Origin of the sequence: Scandinavium manionii, from assembly GCF_024764775.1 — a bacterium.
Lineage (GTDB): Bacteria > Pseudomonadota > Gammaproteobacteria > Enterobacterales > Enterobacteriaceae > Scandinavium > Scandinavium manionii.
This window is the reverse complement of sequence record NZ_JALIGC010000031.1, coordinates 14,401-31,279: the sequence shown is the minus strand read 5'-3', so window position 1 is coordinate 31,279 and position 16,879 is coordinate 14,401. Positions and strand designations below refer to the sequence as shown.

At 56.6% G+C, this 16,879-nt stretch carries 17 protein-coding genes; 12 read left to right on the top strand and 5 right to left on the bottom strand.

Features of this window, described 5'->3' with window-relative positions; genetic code table 11:
• Window position 1: 1 nt before the first annotated feature.
• Genes MUU51_RS02640 through MUU51_RS02630 form a run of 3 tightly spaced genes read left to right on the top strand, consistent with a single transcriptional unit; the run spans window position 2 to window position 2,953 of the window.
• Window positions 2-1,357 carry an MFS transporter gene (locus tag MUU51_RS02640; RefSeq protein ID WP_258967044.1) on the top strand — a complete coding sequence of 452 codons (1,356 nt, stop codon included), beginning with the start codon at window positions 2-4 and terminating at the stop codon, window positions 1,355-1,357.
• Complete coding sequence (locus MUU51_RS02635; protein WP_258967043.1) at window positions 1,335-2,117, top strand: adenine nucleotide alpha hydrolase family protein; 783 nt, start codon at window positions 1,335-1,337, stop codon at window positions 2,115-2,117. The genes MUU51_RS02640 and MUU51_RS02635 overlap by 23 nt, the downstream gene beginning before the upstream one ends.
• Window positions 2,114-2,953, top strand: a complete 840-nt coding sequence (locus MUU51_RS02630; RefSeq protein ID WP_258967042.1) for an FAD-binding protein — start codon at window positions 2,114-2,116, stop codon at window positions 2,951-2,953. Before MUU51_RS02635 ends, MUU51_RS02630 begins: the two co-directional genes overlap by 4 nt.
• Here the strand turns inward: MUU51_RS02630 and MUU51_RS02625 are convergent.
• The 4 genes from MUU51_RS02625 to queD form a co-directional block, all read right to left on the bottom strand.
• Complete coding sequence (locus MUU51_RS02625; protein WP_258967041.1) at window positions 2,950-3,525, bottom strand: glycerol-3-phosphate responsive antiterminator; 576 nt, start codon at window positions 3,523-3,525, stop codon at window positions 2,950-2,952. The two genes, MUU51_RS02630 and MUU51_RS02625, sit on opposite strands and share 4 nt — an antisense overlap.
• A 19-nt stretch (window positions 3,526-3,544) precedes the next feature.
• Window positions 3,545-3,817: a ferredoxin family protein gene (locus tag MUU51_RS02620; protein WP_258967040.1), complete on the bottom strand. Its 273-nt coding sequence runs from the start codon at window positions 3,815-3,817 to the stop codon at window positions 3,545-3,547.
• Window positions 3,808-5,076 (bottom strand): FAD-dependent oxidoreductase, encoded by a 1,269-nt coding sequence (locus tag MUU51_RS02615; RefSeq protein ID WP_258967039.1) that lies wholly within the window; start codon window positions 5,074-5,076, stop codon window positions 3,808-3,810. The genes MUU51_RS02620 and MUU51_RS02615 overlap by 10 nt, the downstream gene beginning before the upstream one ends.
• An 81-nt stretch (window positions 5,077-5,157) precedes the next feature.
• Window positions 5,158-5,520 (bottom strand): 6-carboxytetrahydropterin synthase QueD, encoded by a 363-nt coding sequence (queD, locus tag MUU51_RS02610; RefSeq protein ID WP_110511417.1) that lies wholly within the window; start codon window positions 5,518-5,520, stop codon window positions 5,158-5,160.
• 443 nt (window positions 5,521-5,963) lie between these two features.
• Here queD and cysJ point away from each other — a divergent pair, with 443 nt between their 5' ends.
• The 3 genes from cysJ to cysH all read left to right on the top strand — a co-directional run bounded on the left by cysJ (window position 5,964) and on the right by cysH (window position 10,314).
• Window positions 5,964-7,769 carry an NADPH-dependent assimilatory sulfite reductase flavoprotein subunit gene (gene cysJ / locus MUU51_RS02605; protein WP_258967038.1) on the top strand — a complete coding sequence of 602 codons (1,806 nt, stop codon included), beginning with the start codon at window positions 5,964-5,966 and terminating at the stop codon, window positions 7,767-7,769.
• The gene (cysI, locus tag MUU51_RS02600) at window positions 7,769-9,481 is read left to right on the top strand and encodes an assimilatory sulfite reductase (NADPH) hemoprotein subunit (RefSeq protein WP_258967037.1); all 1,713 of its coding nucleotides are present in this window, start codon (window positions 7,769-7,771) and stop codon (window positions 9,479-9,481) included. The genes cysJ and cysI overlap by 1 nt, the downstream gene beginning before the upstream one ends.
• Window positions 9,482-9,579: 98 nt before the next feature.
• Window positions 9,580-10,314 carry a phosphoadenosine phosphosulfate reductase gene (cysH, locus tag MUU51_RS02595; protein WP_258967036.1) on the top strand — a complete coding sequence of 245 codons (735 nt, stop codon included), beginning with the start codon at window positions 9,580-9,582 and terminating at the stop codon, window positions 10,312-10,314.
• 38 nt (window positions 10,315-10,352) lie between these two features.
• Here cysH and MUU51_RS02590 read toward each other — a convergent pair whose 3' ends face one another.
• On the bottom strand, window positions 10,353-11,405 hold the full coding sequence (locus MUU51_RS02590; protein WP_258967035.1) for an aminopeptidase: 1,053 nt from the start codon (window positions 11,403-11,405) through the stop codon (window positions 10,353-10,355).
• A gap of 236 nt (window positions 11,406-11,641) precedes the next feature.
• Between MUU51_RS02590 and cysG the strand changes: the two genes are divergently transcribed.
• The 6 genes from cysG to ftsB all read left to right on the top strand — a co-directional run bounded on the left by cysG (window position 11,642) and on the right by ftsB (window position 16,877).
• Window positions 11,642-13,057, top strand: a complete 1,416-nt coding sequence (gene cysG, locus MUU51_RS02585; protein WP_509908844.1) for a siroheme synthase CysG — start codon at window positions 11,642-11,644, stop codon at window positions 13,055-13,057.
• A gap of 22 nt (window positions 13,058-13,079) precedes the next feature.
• Complete coding sequence (gene cysD, locus MUU51_RS02580) at window positions 13,080-13,988, top strand: sulfate adenylyltransferase subunit CysD (RefSeq protein ID WP_258967034.1); 909 nt, start codon at window positions 13,080-13,082, stop codon at window positions 13,986-13,988.
• 9 nt (window positions 13,989-13,997) lie between these two features.
• A complete protein-coding gene (gene cysN / locus MUU51_RS02575) occupies window positions 13,998-15,428 on the top strand; it encodes a sulfate adenylyltransferase subunit CysN (RefSeq protein ID WP_258967033.1) in 1,431 nt (476 codons plus the stop codon).
• Window positions 15,428-16,033, top strand: a complete 606-nt coding sequence (cysC, locus tag MUU51_RS02570) for an adenylyl-sulfate kinase (protein ID WP_258967032.1) — start codon at window positions 15,428-15,430, stop codon at window positions 16,031-16,033. The genes cysN and cysC overlap by 1 nt, the downstream gene beginning before the upstream one ends.
• Before the next feature lie 42 nt (window positions 16,034-16,075).
• Complete coding sequence (locus MUU51_RS02565) at window positions 16,076-16,402, top strand: DUF3561 family protein (RefSeq protein WP_110511409.1); 327 nt, start codon at window positions 16,076-16,078, stop codon at window positions 16,400-16,402.
• Window positions 16,403-16,553: 151 nt separating this feature from the next.
• Window positions 16,554-16,877 carry a cell division protein FtsB gene (ftsB, locus tag MUU51_RS02560; protein WP_159758264.1) on the top strand — a complete coding sequence of 108 codons (324 nt, stop codon included), beginning with the start codon at window positions 16,554-16,556 and terminating at the stop codon, window positions 16,875-16,877.
• The last annotated feature ends 2 nt before the right edge of the window (window positions 16,878-16,879 follow it).

Below are 16,879 nucleotides of genomic sequence, written 5' to 3'. Positions count from 1 at the left end.
TATGAGCGCGTCACCCGTACGTATGGACGATCTGCCGCTAACCCGCTTTCACTGGCGTATTGCCGGGCTGACTTTTGGGGCCCACCTGACCGACGGCTACGTGCTGGGCGTCATCGGCTACGCGATTATTCCGCTTCAAACACAAATGAGTCTGACGCCGCTGCTGGAAGGTCTGATCGGCAGTTCTGCGCTGTTCGGGCTGTTTCTCGGTAGTCTGATCCTCGGCTGGGTTTCCGATCTCATTGGCCGCCAGCGGATCTTCACTTTCAGCTTTTTGTTGATAACCCTCGCGTCTTTCCTCCAGTTTTTCGTGACCTCTCCGGAGCAGCTGATTTTCCTGCGGGTGCTGATTGGCTTCGGCCTCGGCGGAGATTACTCCGTCGGCCACACCCTGCTGGCGGAATTCTCGCCGAAGCGTTATCGCGGCATGCTGCTCGGCGCATTCAGCGTGGTGTGGACCATTGGTTATGTGATGGCGAGCGTGGCTAGCCATGCGTGGATCCACAGCGAACCCGAAGCCTGGCGCTGGTTGTTGGCCTCTGCGGCGTTACCCGCGCTGGCGATAACCTTACTGCGCATGGGCACGCCGGAATCTCCACGCTGGCTGATGCGCCAGGGCAGAATCGGCGAGGCTCACGCAGTAGTGCGGCGTTTTCTGGGCGCGAACGTTCTGCCCGGAGATGAAATCGCCAGTGCCACCACCCGCCATATCAGCACGCTTTTTTCTGCGCGCTACTGGCGACGTACGGCGTTTAACAGCCTGTTCTTCATCTGCCTGGTCGTGCCATGGTTCGTGATTTACACCTGGCTACCGACTATCGCCCAGACCATCGGTCTGAAAGATGCGTTAACCGCGAGCCTGATCCTCAACAGCCTGCTGATAGTTGGCGCGCTGCTTGGCCTGGTTTTGACCTGGTGGCTGTCCCGGCGTCAGTTTTTAATCAGCAGTTTCCTGCTGCTGGCAGTCACGCTGGCGGCGCTGGCCTTCACTTCCGCCAGTAATACCACGCTGATTTTGTCGTTGTTTGTTCTGTTCAGCACCATGATTTCTGCGGCGAGTAACCTGGTGGGTATTTTGCCCGCTGAAAGTTTCCCGACCGATATCCGTTCGTTGGGTGTCGGGTTTGCCACGGCGATGAGCCGTCTGGGGGCGGCGATTGCTACCGGACTGTTGCCGATGGCGCTGCTTTCCTGGGGAATGCGCCACACGCTTCTGGTGCTGGTTGTCGTGCTGTTGGTGGGATTTGTGGTTTCGCTACTATGGGCGCCAGAAACCAAAAATCTCACGCTCGTGGAGGCGGCCGACCTGTCATCAAAGCCTCAGGAGGCGGTGAATGAACATTCTGTTGGCGTTTAAAGCGGAGCCGGATTTGTCGATGCTGGCGGAAGCTGACTGGCTGACGGCAACAGACAGTGGAAACGGGCCTAATCCTGCCCTGATGCGGGTAATGATGGGGAGCGACGAACAGGGTGCGGCGGAATTAATGCTGCATGCGCGGGATGTTAACCCAGCGCTGACGCTGAATGCCGTCACGCTCGGAGATGAACGCGCATTACCTGCGCTGCGCCATCTGGCGGCCCTTGGGTTTGTCCGACAAACGCTGCTGTGCAGTAAAGAGGATACGCGTTTTAATCCAGCGTACATTGCTGAACAACTGGCATTGCAGGTGAAACAGCAGAACGCCGGACTGGTGCTGTTGGGCAGCCAGAGCAGCGAAGGGCAGAATGGTCAGACAGGCTGGCTGCTGGCGGAGAAGCTCGGCTGGCCCTGTTTATCGCAGGTGTGTGGGCTGGAGGCCGACGGCGAAGATTTTGGGGTACAGTGTGAAAATCTGCACCAGCGCAGTCGGTGGCGTGTACAGCAGCCTGCGGTGCTACGGGTGCAGAATCGCGGGCAGTTAGCGCTACGTGTACCGGGCATGCGGGCGAGGCTGGCGGCGGCGCAAGCGGAAGTTGTCCAGTTACAATGCGAACCAGCGGAAACCGCGACCGTTTCCTGCGTATCGCTGGCACGCAATATCACCCGTCGCAGCGGCATTATTATTGATGAGGCCACGCCGCAGGCCGCCGTGCAGCGTTTGTGGCGTGAATACCTGGCAGAAAGGATGAAGCCATGAGTATCGCGATAGTGTTACTGACGCCAGAGGATGAAGGCGCGATGGCGGATTTTTTGGTACAAAATGCGCTGTCGGCGCAGGTTATCTGGCGGGTAAAGGGGGCGACACTCACAGCTGAATCGCTGTTGCCTGCGCTGGCGTCTGCGTTTCATTCCGCACCTGTCGAAACCGTTATCTTCCCGGCTTCTGTTCAGGGTGACGAACTGGCCACCCGGCTGGCATGGCGCCTGCGTGGAAGCGCGGTGTGTCAGGCGATAAGTTGGGACGCGGCAACGTGCTGCGTTCAGAAGGCGGTGTACGGCAATGCGCTGACGGCAACTCTGCGCCCTGAAGGTATTCCGCTGTGCCTGTCGCTGTCGCCGGTCCTTACGCGACAAAACGCGATGCTGGCTGCACATCTACCGATAAACGATATTCTCCCCGTCGCTGTTGAAGGCGGATTACCGCAGCCGGAAATTCTCAATAAACTGGCGCACCCGCTTCAGACCGCCAGCGTAGTGCTGGCGACCGGGCAGGGTGCCACGGGTGAGGCATGTGCAAAAATGGCCACCGCGCTCAACGCCGAGCCGGGTTTTACCCGTCAGCGGGTGATGGCCGGAGGCTGCGATGAACAGCGGATGTTGGGCATTTCCGGGCTACGCGTTGCGCCCAATGTCTGCCTGATTGCCGGCGCGTCCGGCGCATCGGCGTTTATGGCGGGCGTGGCGCAAAGTCGGTTTATCGTGGCAATCAATACCGATGCCGCAGCGCCGGTTTTTGCCGCTGCGGATGTCGGGATTGTGGGGGATGCGCAGACTGTTTTGCAGGCGCTGGCGGAGTGCGTTAGCCAGGCTTAGTTCAAGATTTTCGCCAGTTTCCACACTTCGGTATTGGTGGTGGAAAGCGCCAGCACGCCCGCGGCAATCGCGTTGCGGGCATCTTCTTCATCGCACACCAGACCCCCGGCAATCAGCGGCTGACGCACTTTTTCCGTAACCCAGTTCAGCACTTTCGGCATACAGCCGGGCAGAATTTCGATGCAGTCGGCATTCGACTGCGCTACCTGTTTATCAATGTTGTGGAATGAAATTGAATCGACGATAAACAGGCGATGAATGCAAAAGTAGCCTTCCGCGCGGGCCGCTTTCAGCATATTCGGCTTGGTGCTGATAATGCCGTCGGCCTGCGTTACCAGTTTCAGAAACTGAATTACCACTTCTTTATTCGACGCGCCTTCCAGTAAATCGACGTGGATAAACGCCATTTTCCCCGCCTGCTTTATCTTTTGTACGATGCCGGTGATGGTGCAGATGTTGCCGTAAAGCACTGAGATAAACTGACAGTCCGAGGCGATGGCCAGCTGCAGACTGGCGTTATCTTTGACCGCGGCGATTACCGGGTTTTGTCTCAGCAGGTGAAGTAGTGGCACGCAAAAATCCTTAGATGAATTAGCCAAAACGCAGGGTAATACCCGCGCCAGAAGGGGGATAGCACCACGATTGCAGAATGTCGCTGCCTGCGATAAGCCGACAGCAGCCACATTCCAGGCAGCCCTCAACATGCACTTTTACCCTGCCATTTGCGTCGCGTTGAAACAACCCGGCAGGGCAAACTTTTTCCAGCAGCGCTGCCTGCTCATCGCTGAGCAATTGCCGGAGCTCAATGTGTGCGTCGTTGGCAGGATGATAGCAATTCCGGGCGAGGCTTTCGTTTACAGACATCTCAGACTCCTCAGAATATCTGCGCTCAGGTGCGCATAACCGAAGCGTCGCCCATGACGCAGCAACATGCGCCACAGCGGAGGATTCGCGCTGGCGTCCGCGCGGGTGAGATCGGTCATTACCGCATGAACGAATTGCGGCCATTGGTGATACCCACTTTCTCGCTGCAATAGCGCGGGAACGTTGCGGTAGCGCTGAAGCAGCGGCCATAGTGCGTTACGCTGCAGCGCCCGGTCGAACAACGTTTGCAGTGGTTTATCTGGCTGCTGAACATGTGCAATAAGCGCCTGACTGGCTGCCGCCGCGCTCAGGATGGCGGTGTCTATGCCCCGGACCGTCACGCCGGTATTCATGCAGGTGCGCAGGGCATCGCCGACCAGCAGCCAGCCATCTCCGGCCCGCTGCAGCGGCACGCTGTTGAGACCGCCTTCCGGAACCAGATGCGCCGCGTACTCCAGCGTTTCAGCGCCACGAATCAGTGGGCGAATCGTCGGGTGCAGTTTCAGTTTCGCCAGTAGCGAAGAGGCTGTCCCCGGGCCGTTTTGCAGTGAGGCCAGCGGCGCGACGATACCTAACGACAGCGACTGTTGATGGGTATACAGGAACGCTCCGGCCGGTCTGGTGCCACAAATGTGCCCGCTGAACAGCCAGGCCGCGCCTTCGTCATCTTCAAGATGGAAGCGCTCCTGCAACCGCGATTTGTCGAGCGACAGCGTTTCTTTAATGCCCAGCGCCATGTTTTCCAGAGTCGGGCGCGGAGTGAGATTGTGCTGTTCAGCCAGTAAGCTATTGGCACCTTCGGCCAGCACCACCACTTTTGCCCGCAGTACTTCGCTCTCGCACCGCACGCCTCTGATGTGGCCCTTTTCGCGATGCAATGCGTCCACCGTGACACCGCAAAGCAGTTGCGCACCCGCCGCTTCAGCCTGCGCCGCGAGCCACGGATCGAATCGTGCGCGTAATACGCTCCACGACGGGCTTGCCGGGTGTTGACTGCTCAAGGTGGTGCCGCTGGTGGCGGTCAGTAACGAAAAATGTTCGTGAGTGATGCGCCGCTCAAGCGGGGCCGAAAGATGAAAATCAGGAAGGATATCGGCAAGCGCGTAGCTGTAGAGCCTGCCGCCAGAGAGGTTTTTGCTGCCGGGTTGTTCGCCGCGTTCGACAAGCAGAACCGACAATCCCGCACGCGCACAGAGCAGGGCGCAGGTCGAACCTGCTATCCCTGCGCCAATGATAATAAGATCAAAATCTTCCGCCACCCTGCGCTCCTTTTCCTGAGAACGCATAACCCTAACATGGCGGAATTAAACAGAATCAGACCCCTGCCGCAAAGGTAGAAATCACTCGCCGCGATAGACGCAGCCAGCAGTGCAGGTTTCTTTGATGGTGATGGCGCTCAGCAGCGGAACCAACGGCTTCATCTGATCCCAAATCCACTTGGCCAGCACTTCGCTGGTCGGGTTTTCGAGGCCCGGGATATCGTTCAGATAATAGTGATCGAGACGATCATAGGTCGGTTTGAACGCCGCTTTCAGTTCGGCAAAATCCATGATCCAGCCCGTGTGCGGATCCACCTCGCCGGTAATTTCCAGACGGACCATAAATGAGTGTCCGTGCAGGCGACCGCACTTGTGGCCTTCCGGCACATGCGGCAGGTGGTGAGCAGCTTCAAACATGAAATCTTTAAACAGGGTGGTGGACATCGTTAACTCTCGAAAATGCGGAAAAAACCGGCGAATCTTACAGCAAAGCGCCTTTTTTCGCATTAACTAAAACCGCCATTAACGGTGAGGGCGCAAGTGGGGGACGGAGGTCGCTGAAAAACACTTATAAATCATAATATTAATTAACCTGTTTTGCCGATAGTTATGACAACTAAAAGCGGTTAGTCCATTTGGTTATTTATTATTTCCAACCCTTATTTAGTGGTTATTATTGCCACCGTTAACCTTGACCAGAATCGAACTCTCTTTTCTGTTTTTGCATGTATACCCAAAATAATTCGAGTTGCAGGAAGGCGGTAAGTGAGTGAATCCCCAGGCGCTTACTGAAGTAAGTGACTGGGGTGAACGAGCGCAACCAACGCACATGCAACTTGAAGTATGACGGGTATAAAACATGCTTTGCTACTGGAACATAACGACGCATGACGACACAGGCCCCACCTTCCGCTTTGCTTCCGCTGAACCCGGAGCAACTGGCTCGCCTGCAGGCGGCCACCACCGATCTTTCACCGACCCAGCTTGCCTGGGTTTCTGGTTATTTCTGGGGCATGCTCAATCAGCAGCCGGGCAGCGTGATGACCGCCGCGCCTGCGGCCGTTGAAGCGCCAGCCATTACCCTGATTTCTGCATCGCAAACCGGCAACGCCAGGCGCGTGGCTGAACAGCTGCGAGACGATCTGCTGGCAGCAAAACTGAACGTAAAACTGGTGAACGCGGGCGACTATAAATTCAAACAAATCGCCCAGGAAAAACTGCTGGTGGTGGTGACGTCCACGCAGGGCGAAGGCGAACCGCCGGAAGAGGCCGTGGCGCTGCACAAGTTCCTGTTCTCGAAAAAAGCGCCGAAGCTTAACGGCACGGCGTTTGCAGTGTTTGGCCTCGGCGACACATCCTACGAATTCTTCTGCCAGTCGGGCAAAGACTTTGACAACAAGCTGGCCGAACTGGGTGGTGAACGCCTGCTGGATCGCGTCGATACCGACGTGGAATATCAGCCAGCGGCAGCAGAGTGGCGTGAACGCATCGTCGAGGTGCTGAAGGCCCGTGCGCCGAAAGAGACGCCAGCCCAGGCCGCCGCTTCGGCAACCGGCGTGGTGAATGATGTTCACTCCAGCCCGTATACCAAAGAAGCGCCGCTGACCGCGTCTCTTGCCGTAAACCAGAAAATCACCGGCCGTGATTCTGAAAAAGACGTGCGCCATATCGAAATCGATCTGGCGGATTCCGGTCTGCGTTATCAGCCGGGCGATGCGCTCGGTGTCTGGTATCAGAACGATCCGGCGCTGGTGAAAGAGCTGGCAGAGCTGGTGTGGCTGAAAGGTGATGAGCCAGTGACCGTCAACGGCCAGACTTTGCCATTGAGCGAAGCGCTGGAATGGCACACTGAGCTGACGGTAAACACCGCCAATATCGTGGAAAATTACGCCACTCTGACCCGCAGCGAATCACTGCTGCCGTTGGTGGGCGACAAAGTCAAACTGCAGCACTACGCCGCGACCACGCCGATTGTTGATATGGTGCGTTTCTCGCCAGCCCAGCTGGACGCTGACGCCTTAATCGGTCTGCTGCGTCCGCTGACGCCACGTCTGTATTCCATTGCCTCGTCGCAGGCCGAAGTCGAAACCGAAGTCCACATTACCGTCGGTGCCGTGCGCTTTGATATTGAAGGGCGCGCACGGACCGGAGGCGCATCCGGCTTCCTCGCTGACCGCGTAGAAGAAGACGGGGAAATCCGCGTCTTCATCGAACATAACGACAACTTCCGCCTGCCCGCGAACCCGGAAACGCCGGTTATCATGATTGGCCCTGGGACCGGCATTGCGCCGTTCCGCGCCTTCATGCAGCAGCGTGCCGCTGACGGGGCGGAAGGTAAAAACTGGCTGTTCTTCGGCAACCCGCATTTCACCGACGACTTCCTGTATCAGGTGGAGTGGCAGCGCTATGTTAAAGAAGGCGTCCTGACGAAGATCGACCTGGCCTGGTCCCGGGATCAAAAAGAAAAAGTCTACGTACAGGACAAACTGCGCGAACAGGGCGCAGAGCTGTGGCGCTGGATTAATGACGGTGCCCACATTTATGTCTGCGGCGACGCCAATCGCATGGCGAAAGACGTTGAGCAGGCTTTGCTGGAAGTGATTGCCGAGTTCGGTGCGATGGATACCGAAACGGCAGATGAATATTTAAGTGAGCTGCGCGTTGAGCGCCGTTATCAGCGAGATGTCTACTAATGAGCGAAAAACATCCCGGCCCTTTAGTGGTCGAAGGTAAGCTGTCCGACGCCGAGCGTCTGAAGAAAGAGAGCAATTATCTGCGCGGCACCATCGCGGAAGATTTGCATGATGGCCTGACGGGCGGCTTTAACGGCGATAACTTTCTGCTGATCCGCTTTCACGGTATGTATCAGCAGGATGACCGCGATATTCGTGCCGAACGCGCTGAGCAAAAACTCGAGCCGCGCCACGCGATGATGCTGCGCTGCCGCCTGCCGGGTGGGATTATCACCACCAAACAGTGGCAGTCGATCGACACGTTCGCTGAAAACAACACGATTTACGGCAGCATCCGTTTGACCAACCGCCAGACATTCCAGTTTCACGGCATTCTGAAAAAGAACGTCAAACCGGCGCACCAGATGCTGCACGAAGTGGGCTTAGATGCGCTGGCGACCGCCAACGACGTCAACCGTAACGTGCTGTGTACCTCAAATCCAATTGAGTCTGAGCTACACGCGGAAGCGTACGAGTGGGCGAAAAAACTGTCAGAACACCTGCTGCCGCGTACCCGCGCCTATGCCGAAATTTGGCACGACCAGGAAAAAGTCGCGACCACTGACGAAGAGCCGATCCTCGGTGAAAAGTATCTGCCGCGTAAATTCAAAACCACGGTGGTTATTCCGCCGCAGAATGATGTCGACCTGCATGCCAACGACCTGAACTTTGTCGCAGTGGCAGAAAACGGCAAACTGGTAGGCTTTAACCTGCTGGTGGGCGGTGGATTGTCCATCGATCACGGTAACAAGAAAACCTACGCCCGCACTGCGAGCGAGTTTGGTTTCCTGCCGCTTGAGCACACGCTGGCGGTCGCCGAAGCGGTGGTGACAACGCAGCGCGACTGGGGTAACCGTACCGACAGGAAAAACGCCAAAACCAAATACACTCTGGAGCGCGTCGGTGTTGACGTGTTCAAAGCGGAAGTGGAACGTCGCGCGGGCATGACCTTCGCGCCGATTCGTCCGTACGAATTTACCGGCCGCGGCGACCGCATCGGTTGGGTAAAAGGCATCGACAAGAAATGGCACCTGACGCTGTTTATTGAGAATGGCCGTATTCTGGATTACCCGGACCGTCCGCTGAAAACCGGTCTGCTGGAAATTGCTAAGATTCATAAAGGTGATTTCCGTCTGACCGCCAACCAGAACCTGATTGTGGCGGGCGTGCCGGAAAGCGAAAAAGCGAAGATTGAGAAGCTCGCGCAGGAACACGGTTTGATGGACGCGGTGAAGCCGCAGCGTGAAAACTCTATGGCCTGCGTGTCGTTCCCAACCTGTCCGCTGGCGATGGCCGAAGCCGAACGCTTCCTGCCGTCGTTCGTCGACAAAGTGGAAGCGGTGATGGAACGTCACGGCGTGGGCGATGAGCATATCGTTCTGCGTGTCACCGGCTGCCCGAACGGTTGTGGCCGTGCGCTGCTGGCTGAACTGGGCCTGGTGGGCAAAGCGCCAGGGCGCTACAACCTGCATCTCGGCGGTAACCGCATGGGAACGCGTATCCCACGGATGTATCGCGAGAACATCACCGAATCGGAAATCCTCGATTCGATTGATGAGCTGGTGGGACGCTGGTCCAAAGAGCGCGAAGCCGATGAAGGCTTTGGTGATTTTACCGTGCGCGCAGGGATCATCCGTCCGGTGCTCGATCCGGCCCGGGATTTCTGGGAATAATGTTTTAATGCCCGGTGGCGCTATGCTTCCCGGGCCTACCGGTTTTGTAGGCCGGGCAAACGCAGTGCCGCCCGGCAAAACAGGCAAATGAGGTGTCTATGTCCATACTCGATCTGAATGCGCTTAACGCTCTGCCAAAAGTCGAGCGCGTGCTCGCGCTGGCGGAAACCAACGGTCAGCTGGAGAAACTGAGCGCGGAAGAGCGCGTGGCCTGGGCGCTGGAAAATCTGCCGGGTGAATATGTACTCTCATCGAGCTTTGGTATTCAGGCTGCGGTGAGCTTGCATCTGGTGAATCAGCTGCGCCCGGACATCCCGGTTATCCTCACGGACACCGGTTATCTGTTCCCGGAAACCTACCAGTTTATCGATGAACTGACCGACAAGCTCAAACTTAACCTCAAGATTTACCGCGCCGAACAAAGCCCGGCGTGGCAGGAAGCGCGCTACGGCAAGCTGTGGGAGCAGGGCGTTGAGGGCATCGAGAAATACAACGAAATCAATAAAGTCGAGCCGATGAACCGAGCTCTGGAAGAACTGAACGGTCAAACCTGGTTTGCAGGCCTGCGCCGGGAGCAGTCCGGCAGTCGGGCGAATTTACCGGTGCTGGCTATCCAGCGTGGCGTGTTTAAAATCCTGCCGATTATCGACTGGGATAACCGCACGGTTTACCAGTACCTGCAAAAACATGGCCTTAAATACCACCCGTTGTGGGACCAGGGCTACCTTTCCGTCGGCGATACCCACACCACCCGTAAATGGGAACCTGGAATGGCAGAAGAAGAAACCCGCTTCTTTGGCCTGAAACGGGAATGTGGATTGCACGAAGGGTAATAAAGAACCGGTGGCAGAGATGCCACCGGATAATGAAATTACGCTTTGCCTGCTTTCCCCGCCTTCGCCAGTTCTTTCACCAGCGGCAGCAAGATTTTTACGACGTCGCGGCCGCGGCGCTCAATGCGGCCGGGCAGGGCTTTGTCGATGTTTTGCAGGTTGTCGAGGCGCACGTTATGCCAGCTGGTGCCATCCGGGAAGGAGCGGGATTTCGCCCGCTGCTGAAAACCGTCTTTTTTGCCGAGTGACCAGTTGGTGGCTTCGACGGAAAGGACCGGGATCCCCGCGTTATCAAACACTTCTGCGTCGTTGCAGCAGCCCGTGCCTTTCGGATAGTTGGCGTTCAGACCCGGATTGATAGCCGCCTGAATGCCATGCCTGTGGGCGATGCTGAGTGCGCGATCTCGGGTCAGTTTACGGACCGAGGCAGGCGTTGATTTCCCGCTATTGAAATAGAGTTTGTCGCCCACGACCAGGTTATCGAGATTGATAACCAGCAGCGTATTTTTCCTTTCCGCGGCGCTCATGCGTTGCAGCAGGTTCTCTGCGCCCAGTTTGCCTTCCTCTTCACCGCTGGTGGCGATAAAGCGGATGCTGTACTCGGTAGGGATATTCTTTAAACGTTCCGCCAGTTCCAGCAATACGCCCACGCCCATCGCGTTATCGTCGATACCTTGCAGCGTCAGGCCGCCGAGATTGTTTTCGACATCCGTATCACTGTGCGGCGCGTAAGTGTCGAGATGCGCCATGACGATAATCTGCTGGCTGGCTTTGCCTTCATGCGCGGCGATAACCGTACTGCCGGTGATTTTGTGCCAGTTCTGGCGCTTATCTTTAGTGGTGTAAAGATAGCGGCTGTTAAAGGTGCGAATATCGCTTTCATAACCCATCTGCGCAAACTGCTGGCGCACGTAATCCGCTGACAGCATTTCAGCCGGGCTGCCGGTCATGCGGCCGGGAAAATAAGTGGCGATATAACGGGCTTGCTGGTTGGCAATGGCGCCAGTGGGAGTCGATGCGGCAAAGGCAGACGCCGTAAAGCATGCGCCTAACGCCAGAGGAACAAGGCGGCGGCACAAGGCGGAAAACATAGAGTGTCCTTACAATGGGGATCAAATAATCACGGCATAGTATGAAACTGTGACCGGTCTAACACAATTTCAATTCTTCCTAAAGTGGCGAAATATCGCGCGTTAAGCACTTTTTGGCATTTGTATTTTCGGGCTGTTATTCCATTGCGGAACTACTCATTCCTTTTCGTAATTTCATTTGCTCAGTGCCTCCCCCTATAGTCCCCCTATGCTGAATGTGAATGAGTTGTAGCGCCGTGGACTATTTGCCTCTTTTTGCCTCCCTGAAAAACCGTCCGGTTCTGGTTATCGGCGGGGGCGATATTGCTGCCCGAAAAATCCTGCTGTTACGGCGGGCCGAGGCAAATGTGCGCGTCGTCGCGCAACAACTCTCTCCCGAACTGGCCGAACTGGCCAATCAGCAGTCGATTGAATGGCTGGCGACCGAGTTCGACGACGCGCAGATAGACCCGGTGTTTCTGGTGATTGCCGCCACTGACAACAGCGAACTTAACCAGCGCGTCTATGAGGCGGCGAATGCCCGTCAACGTCTGGTGAACGTGGTTGATAATCAGCCGCTGTGCTCCTTTGTGTTCCCGTCAATTGTCGATCGTTCTCCGCTGCTGGTGGCGATTTCCTCCAGCGGAACGGCTCCTGTGCTGGCGCGTCTGCTACGGGAAAAAATCGAAGCATTGTTGCCTACGAACCTCGGGCGTATGGCTCAGGCAGCGAGCTACTGGCGACATCATATTCAAACGCGTTTGCACACCACGGCCGAGCGCCGTCGTTTTTGGGAGCGCGTGTTTACCGGACGTTTTGCCAGCCTGATGGTGGCGGGCAATGAAGCCGCGGCCCAGCAGGCGCTGGAAGATGAGCTGAATCAGCCTGAACGCCAGATGGGTGAAATCGTTCTGGTGGGCGCAGGGCCGGGCGATGCGGGCCTGCTGACGCTGCGCGGTTTGCAGGTTATCCAGCAGGCCGACGTGGTGTTTTATGACCATCTTGTCAGTGAAGGTGTGCGTGAGCTGGTGCGCCGCGACGCAGAGCTGATTTGCGTTGGCAAACGGGCGGGCACCCACAGCGTGCCGCAGCATGAAACCAACCGTCTGCTGGTGGAAGCCGCGCTGGCAGGCAAAAACGTGGTGCGCCTGAAAGGCGGTGACCCGTTCATTTTTGGTCGTGGCGGCGAAGAATTACAGGCTGCAGCAGAAGCGGGCGTGCCTTTCCAGGTGGTGCCGGGCGTGACCGCCGCGGCAGGCGCAACGGCCTACGCGGGTATTCCGCTGACCCACCGCGATTATGCCCAGAGCGTGACCTTTGTTACCGGACATTACAAAGCCGATAGCACCCCGTTTGACTGGGCGCAGCTGGCGCAAAGCCGTCAGACCCTGGCGATTTACATGGGCACCATGAAGGCCGCCGAAATCAGCCAACAGCTCATCGCCCACGGTCGTGACAGTCAGACCCCGGTGGCCGTTATCAGCTGCGGTACGCGCGCCGATCAGCAGGTGACCGTTGGCACATTACAACAACTCGAAAGCCTCGCGAAAGACGCTCCGATGCCAGCGCTGCTGGTGGTGGGTGAGGTGGTGCATCTGCATCATCAGCTCGCCTGGTTTCAAAACAACTTACAGCAGGAGGGGTTTAACTCTTCTGTGGTGAATCTGGCTTAGATCTGGCTTATAAGGAATGGTTATGGACCATCAACGACTCACTCACCTGCGGCAGCTGGAAGCGGAAAGCATCCACATTATCCGCGAAGTGGCGGCTGAATTTTCCAACCCGGTGATGATGTATTCCATCGGTAAAGATTCCAGTGTGATGCTGCATCTGGCGCGTAAAGCCTTTTATCCGGGCACGCTGCCGTTCCCGCTGCTGCACGTGGATACCGGCTGGAAATTCCGTGAGATGTACGAGTTCCGTGACCGGACCGCTAAAGCCTACGGCTGCGAACTGCTGGTGCATAAAAACCCGGAAGGCGTGGCGATGGGCATTAACCCGTTCGTGCACGGTAGCGCCAAGCACACCGACATCATGAAAACCGAAGGCCTGAAACAGGCGCTGAACAAATACGGCTTTGACGCCGCGTTCGGCGGGGCCCGTCGTGATGAAGAGAAATCCCGCGCCAAAGAGCGTATTTACTCTTTCCGCGATCGTTTCCACCGCTGGGACCCGAAAAACCAGCGTCCGGAGCTGTGGCATAACTACAACGGCCAGATTAATAAAGGCGAAAGTATTCGCGTGTTCCCGCTCTCCAACTGGACCGAGCTGGATATCTGGCAGTACATCTATCTGGAAAATATTGAAATCGTTCCGTTGTATCTGGCGGCACCGCGTCCGGTTCTGGAGCGCGACGGTATGCTGATGATGATCGACGACGATCGTATTAATCTGCAGCCTGGTGAAGTGATCAAACAGCAGATGGTGCGTTTTCGTACCCTCGGCTGCTGGCCGCTGACCGGTGCGGTGGAATCGAACGCACAGACATTACCGGAAATTATTGAAGAGATGCTGGTGTCCACTACCAGTGAACGACAAGGCCGCATGATCGACCGCGACCAGGCAGGCTCCATGGAGCTGAAGAAACGCCAGGGTTATTTCTAAGGAGCCGCCATGAACACAACGATTGCACAACAAATTGCCGATGAAGGCGGCGTGGAAGCGTATCTGCACGCCCAGCAGCACAAGAGCCTGCTGCGCTTTCTGACCTGCGGCAGCGTGGATGATGGCAAAAGCACCCTGATTGGTCGTTTGTTGCACGATACCCGCCAGATTTACGAAGATCAGCTGTCTTCGCTGCACAATGACAGTAAGCGTCACGGTACGCAGGGCGAGAAACTCGACCTGGCGCTGCTGGTGGATGGCTTGCAGGCCGAGCGTGAGCAGGGCATTACCATCGACGTGGCGTACCGTTACTTCTCCACCGAAAAGCGCAAATTTATCATTGCCGACACCCCGGGCCACGAGCAGTACACCCGCAACATGGCGACCGGCGCATCCACCTGTGACCTGGCGATCCTGCTGATGGACGCGCGAAAAGGCGTGCTCGATCAGACCCGTCGTCACAGTTTTATCGCCACGCTGCTGGGCATTAAGCATCTGGTGGTGGCGGTGAACAAAATGGATATCGTTAACTACAGCGAAGAGACGTTTAACGAAATTCGTGAAGCTTATCTGACGTTTGCCGGGCAGTTGCCGGGCGAGCTGGATATCCGCTTTGTACCATTGTCTGCCCTCGAAGGCGATAACGTTGCCAGCCAAAGTGCAAACATGCCGTGGTACAGTGGCCCGACGCTGCTGGAAGTGCTGGAAACCGTTGAGATCAAACGCATTGTCGAAAGCCAGCCGCTGCGCTTCCCGGTGCAGTACGTGAACCGACCAAACCTCGATTTCCGTGGCTATGCGGGAACCCTGGCGTCCGGTACGGTCAGCGTCGGCCAGCGCGTGAAAGTGCTGCCGTCGGGCGTGGAATCTGCGGTGGCGCGGATTGTGACCTTTGACGGTGACTTGCAGAAAGCCGCTGCGGGCGAAGCCATCACCCTGGTGCTGAAAGATGAAATTGATATCAGCCGTGGTGATTTGCTGGTCGACGTGAGCGACACGCTGCCTGCGGTGCAAAGCGCCAGCGTGGACGTGGTATGGATGGCTGAACAGCCGCTCCAGCCGGGTCAGAGCTATGAAATTAAAATTGCCGGGAAGAAAACCCGGGCGCGCATCGACCGGGTTCAGTATCAGGTGGATATCAACAATCTGACCCAGCGTGAGGTGGCGAATCTGCCGCTGAACGGGATCGGGCTGGTGGACGTCACCTTTGACGAACCGCTGGTGCTCGACAAATATCAGCATAATCCGGTCACGGGCGGCCTTATCTTCATCGATCGTCTGACTAACGTCACCGTCGGCGCAGGCATGGTGCGCGAGCCGCAGCAGGACACGGCCGTTGCGGGCAGCAGCGATTTTAGTGCCTTTGAACTTGAGCTGAATGCGCTGGTGCGCAAACACTTCCCACACTGGGGCGCACGCGACCTGCTGGGAGGCAAGTAATGGCGCAGCATGACGAAAACGTCGTCTGGCACCCGCATCCTGTAACGCAAGAGCAGCGCGAACAACTTCACGGTCACCGTGGGGTTGTGTTGTGGTTTACCGGGCTTTCGGGCTCGGGTAAATCGACGGTAGCAGGCGCACTGGAAGAGGCGCTGCATCAGCATGGCGTCAGCACCTATTTGCTGGATGGCGATAACGTTCGCCACGGTTTGTGCAGCGATTTGGGCTTCAGCGATGACGACCGGAAAGAGAATATTCGTCGGGTAGGCGAAGTCGCGAACCTGATGGTGGATGCGGGTCTGGTGGTGTTAACGGCTTTTATTTCGCCGCACCGTGCTGAAAGGCAGATGGTGCGCGACAGGGTCGGCGTTGGCCGGTTTGTGGAAGTTTTCGTCGACACGCCGCTGTCGGTGTGTGAAACCCGCGACCCGAAGGGGCTGTATAAAAAAGCCCGCGCCGGTGAACTGCGCAATTTCACCGGTATTGATTCGGTTTATGAAGCGCCTGAAAAGGCCGAAATTCACCTTGATGGCGAACAATTGGTAACAAATTTGGTTAACCAATTATTAGACCTGATGAGACAGGGCGATATTATCAGATCCTGAGACCAGGCCGGTTTTCCGGTTAGTCAGGAAACAGGATTTGATATGCGCAATACCCAGAACATTACCATTACTCGTACAGAACCCATGATTACCGAAACCGAAGAGACCACCTGGTCTTTATCCGGCGCGGTCGTGGGTTTTGTTGCATGGCTATTGGCGCTGGGTATTCCTTTTTTGTTTTACGGCAGTAACACGCTGTTCTTCTTCCTTTACACCTGGCCTTTCTTCCTGGCGCTACTGCCCGTCTCCGTGGTTATCGGCATTGCGCTCCATTCGCTGATGAACGGCAAACTCCTCTACAGTATTGTGGTGACACTGATAACAGTCGCGGCGCTATTTGGCCTGCTGTTCCTGTGGCTGCTGGGTTAGTCGTGGGCGGAAGTACGTTCGTTTCTATTGAGGCCTACGACTCAACGGGCAAAATGTGGTACATTCCCCGCGATATGCGGCATCGTCCGCAGGCCAGGGTAGAGCACTCCGGCAAGTTATGGGATGATGATGCCGTTTTTCAGGGGGCAGGATGGGTAAATTAACGCTGCTGTTGCTGGCATTGCTGGTCTGGCTACAGTACTCGCTGTGGTTCGGCAAGAATGGTCTTCATGACTACAGTCGCGTCAATGATGACGTGGCGGCTCAGCAGGCAACAAACGGCAAACTTAAAGCGCGCAACGATCAGCTTTTCGCCGAAATTGACGATCTCAATGGCGGTCAGGAAGCGATCGAAGAACGCGCTCGCAACGAACTCAGCATGACTCGCCCGGGCGAAACGTTTTATCGTCTGGTGCCGGATGCGTCTAAACGCAATCAAGGGCAGAATCAGGGTTCGCGGCAGAACAATCAATAAAC